The organism is Ohtaekwangia sp. (genome assembly GCF_036568665.1).
Classification (GTDB): domain Bacteria; phylum Bacteroidota; class Bacteroidia; order Cytophagales; family Cyclobacteriaceae; genus Ohtaekwangia.
In genome coordinates this window covers 1-3,474 of the sequence record NZ_DATCSD010000037.1, presented here as the reverse complement: position 1 = coordinate 3,474, position 3,474 = coordinate 1, and the positions used below count along the sequence as shown (strand labels likewise).

The 3,474-nt window shown below is 47.1% G+C and carries 2 protein-coding genes; both read left to right on the top strand.

Annotated elements, in window-relative coordinates; all coding sequences use genetic code 11:
• Positions 1 to 89 precede the first annotated feature (89 nt).
• The gene (locus VIN08_RS01840; protein ID WP_331959349.1) at positions 90 to 2,297 is read left to right on the top strand and encodes an alpha-N-acetylglucosaminidase; all 2,208 of its coding nucleotides are present in this window, start codon (positions 90 to 92) and stop codon (positions 2,295 to 2,297) included.
• 10 nt (positions 2,298 to 2,307) lie between these two features.
• Positions 2,308 to 3,474, top strand: a complete 1,167-nt coding sequence (locus tag VIN08_RS01835) for a DUF5009 domain-containing protein (protein WP_331959346.1) — start codon at positions 2,308 to 2,310, stop codon at positions 3,472 to 3,474.

The following is a 3,474-nucleotide window of genomic DNA, read 5'->3' as shown; positions in this document are numbered from 1 at the left end:
TATGATGGTATCGGTAAAGGGAAAAACCATGCTGATCACCTTCATTGACGCTACCGGAAAAATACTCTATAAAGAATCTATTGATCGCGATGAAAAATAAACAGTGGCCTATATATGGCCTGCTTATGCTTTCGTGTCTGAAGAGTTTTGCTCAACTGGATGTGAAGTCGGCCGAGGCATTGATCAAGCGCGTTATACCACAACACGCAACCAATTTCCGTGTAGAATCGCTAAGCGAATCTGCACCCACAGATGTTTTTGAAATTGAAAGTAAAAATAAAAAGATCGTTCTCCGCGGGAACAACGGAGTGGCAGTAGCTTCTGCGCTATACTATTATCTGCGAGAGTATACCCATTGCCAGATCACTTGGAATGGTACTAACCTGAAGCTCGGAGAAAAATTACCAGCCGTACCAGCGAAGATCCGGAAAACATCGCCCTATACCTATCGCTACTATCTCAACTATTGCACCTTCAATTATAGTATGAGCTGGTGGGACTGGCCACGCTGGGAAAAGGAGATCGACTGGATGGCGCTGCACGGTATCAACATGCCACTCGCTATAACCGGGCAAGAGTATATATGGCAGGAAGTATATCACTCGCTGGGTTTTACAGACGATGACCTGAGTAAATTCTTTTCCGGCCCTGCATACTTTGGATGGTTCTGGATGGGCAACCTCGATGCATGGGGCGGACCTCTGCCGAAACACTGGATGGAAAGCCATCGCGATCTGCAACAACAAATTGTAACACGCGAACGTGCCCTCGGAATGAAACCTGTATTGCCTGCATTTACCGGCCACGTACCCGCTGCTTTTACACGCCTGTATCCCAATGCCAAACTGAAGAAAACCAATTGGGGAAATGATTTTGACGACACCTATATATTGGATGCCGAAGACCCGATGTTTGCAACGCTCGGTAAAAAATTTCTGGAAGTGCAAACGAAATATTATGGCACCAGTCATTTATACTCAGCCGATACCTTCAACGAGAATGAACCGCCTTCGGACGAGCCGGTATATTTAGCATCACTCAGCAAAAAAGTATATGAAGGCATGCGCAGTGCAGACCCGGATGCCACGTGGGTCATGCAGGGCTGGCTGTTCTACAGCGACCGGAAATTCTGGAAAGGCCCGCAGATAAAAGCGTTGCTGGATGCTGTACCGAACGATCACATGCTGTTGCTTGATCTTGCTACAGAGATAGAGCCGGTATGGAAGCGAACCGAAGCCTTTTATGGCAAACCGTGGATATGGAATATGCTGCATAACTTTGGTGGCAACATCAGTTTGTTTGGTCGCATAGAAGGCGTTGCTACAGGTCCATCGCAGGCGTTGCACGATGCCGCATCCGGCACCATGAAAGGTATAGGACTGACGATGGAAGGCATCGAACAAAATCCTGTACTCTATGAATTGATGACTGACCACACGTGGCGCGACCAGGATATAGTATTGGACGACTGGCTACCGGAATATATATTGAATCGCTATGGCAGTAAAGATATACATGCCCTCAACGCATGGCAGACACTGCGCACAACCGTATACAACGGTAAGGATATACGCGATGGCGCGGAGTCTATTATCGCTGCACGCCCTACTTTTGAAACCGGAAGACGCTGGGCCAAAACAACCTTGAACTATCCGGCAGATGCACTGCTCCCCGCGTGGGACGCATTGATACAAGCTATACCAGCCTGTAAAAATTACGATGGCTTTCAGTATGATCTTGTTGATGTTACACGACAGGTGCTTGCCAATTATGCATTACCCCTGCAGCAGTCGATCGCTAAACTATATATAGCGAAAGATACGGTTGCATTTAAACGCGAAGCTGCGAAGTTCATTCAGTTGATTGATGACCTCGATGCGCTGCTGGCTACCCGCACCGATTTTCTATTGGGAAAATGGATAGAAGATGCCAGACGCTGTGGCATTACTGCAGAAGAGAAGGACCTGTACGAACGCAATGCCCGCAACCTGATCACACTCTGGGGTGCCGAGAACAACCGGCTGTTTGAATACTCGTGCCGCCAATGGAGCGGGTTGCTCTCCGATTTTTACAAGCCGCGCTGGGAGCAATTTTTTCATGATGCAACGGTAGCGCTGGAGCACAACGAGCCCTTCGATCAATCAACGTTTGATACCAGCATCCGCTCGTGGGAATGGCAATGGGTAAATGCTCATAATCGTTTTCCGGAAACTACACGGGGAAATTCCCTGGACGTTGTACAGCAACTCTATAAACGTTATCGCGCTGTGATAGAAACATCCTATAGCAAGCGATGAAACTACAACCATGGAAAAACAAATTCAACCGATACAATCACCTGCTGTTACGCTGGGTAAAGAAAGATTTCTTTCACTGGATATTTTTCGCGGGCTCACCGTATGCCTGATGATCATTGTCAATTCACCGGGCAAAGGTGCTGCGCTATATCCATACCTCGTGCACGCCAAATGGTTTGGCTTTACGTTGGCCGATCTGGTCTTCCCTTCTTTTCTGTTTGCTGTGGGAAACGCCATGAGCTTTTCTATTCGCAAAAATGAACTTCAATCGTCCAATGCATTTCTCACGAAAGTGCTCAAGCGTACACTGCTGGTATTTTTGATAGGCTACCTGATGTACTGGTTTCCCTTCTTCTATCAGCAAGCCGATGGTGCGTGGGTATTCAAGCCCTTTAGTGATACTCGTGTTATGGGCGTGTTGCAGCGCATAGCCCTGGCGTATGGTTGTGCCGCTTTGCTGGTATATTATCTCTCACGCAATGCCGTGCTTTGGATCTCTGCAGGTATACTGCTGCTATATTGGGCACTGCTATACTGGTTCGGCACTCCGGGAGAAGAACTTACCATGAGCGGCAATGCCATCAAGCGAATGGATCTGTTTCTGTTAGGCGAAAGTCATTTATACAAGAAAGATGCTATACCCTTCGATCCCGAAGGAATACTCAGCACACTTCCCGCTATTGTAAATGTATTGCTGGGATATATAGCCGGTATATTTATCCAGCAAAAAGGAAAGACATTTGAATGCCTTACGCGATTGATGATCGCTGGCACCATCCTGGTTACGGTGGCGTTGTGGTGGAACCTCGTCTTTCCCATCTCCAAAAAACTCTGGACGAGTCCGTTTGTATTATATACTGTTGGTATCGACTTGTTATTGCTGGCGGTGCTGATATACTTTATCGAGATCAGAAATGTATCGCGGGGAGTATATTTCTTTACCGTGTTCGGCAAGAATCCGTTATTCATTTACTTGTTGTCAGAACTGGCCTATATACTGCTGGTGCTCATCAAACTTCCATCAGGTCAATCCGTATTTGAGTGGATCAGCAAAGCCATCTTCCAGCAAATTACACCTGGGCCGTTCGGATCATTGCTTACTGGTATCTGGTTTATGCTTATGTGCTGGCTCGCGGGCTGGTGGCTCGACAAACGAAAAATATATATCCGGATATAG

Coding starts and splice junctions, on each gene's coding strand:
- VIN08_RS01840 (WP_331959349.1), top strand. CDS start 90: ATGAAAAATAAACAGTGGCCTATATATGGCCTGCTTATGCTTTCGTGT.
- VIN08_RS01835 (WP_331959346.1), top strand. CDS start 2,308: ATGGAAAAACAAATTCAACCGATACAATCACCTGCTGTTACGCTGGGT.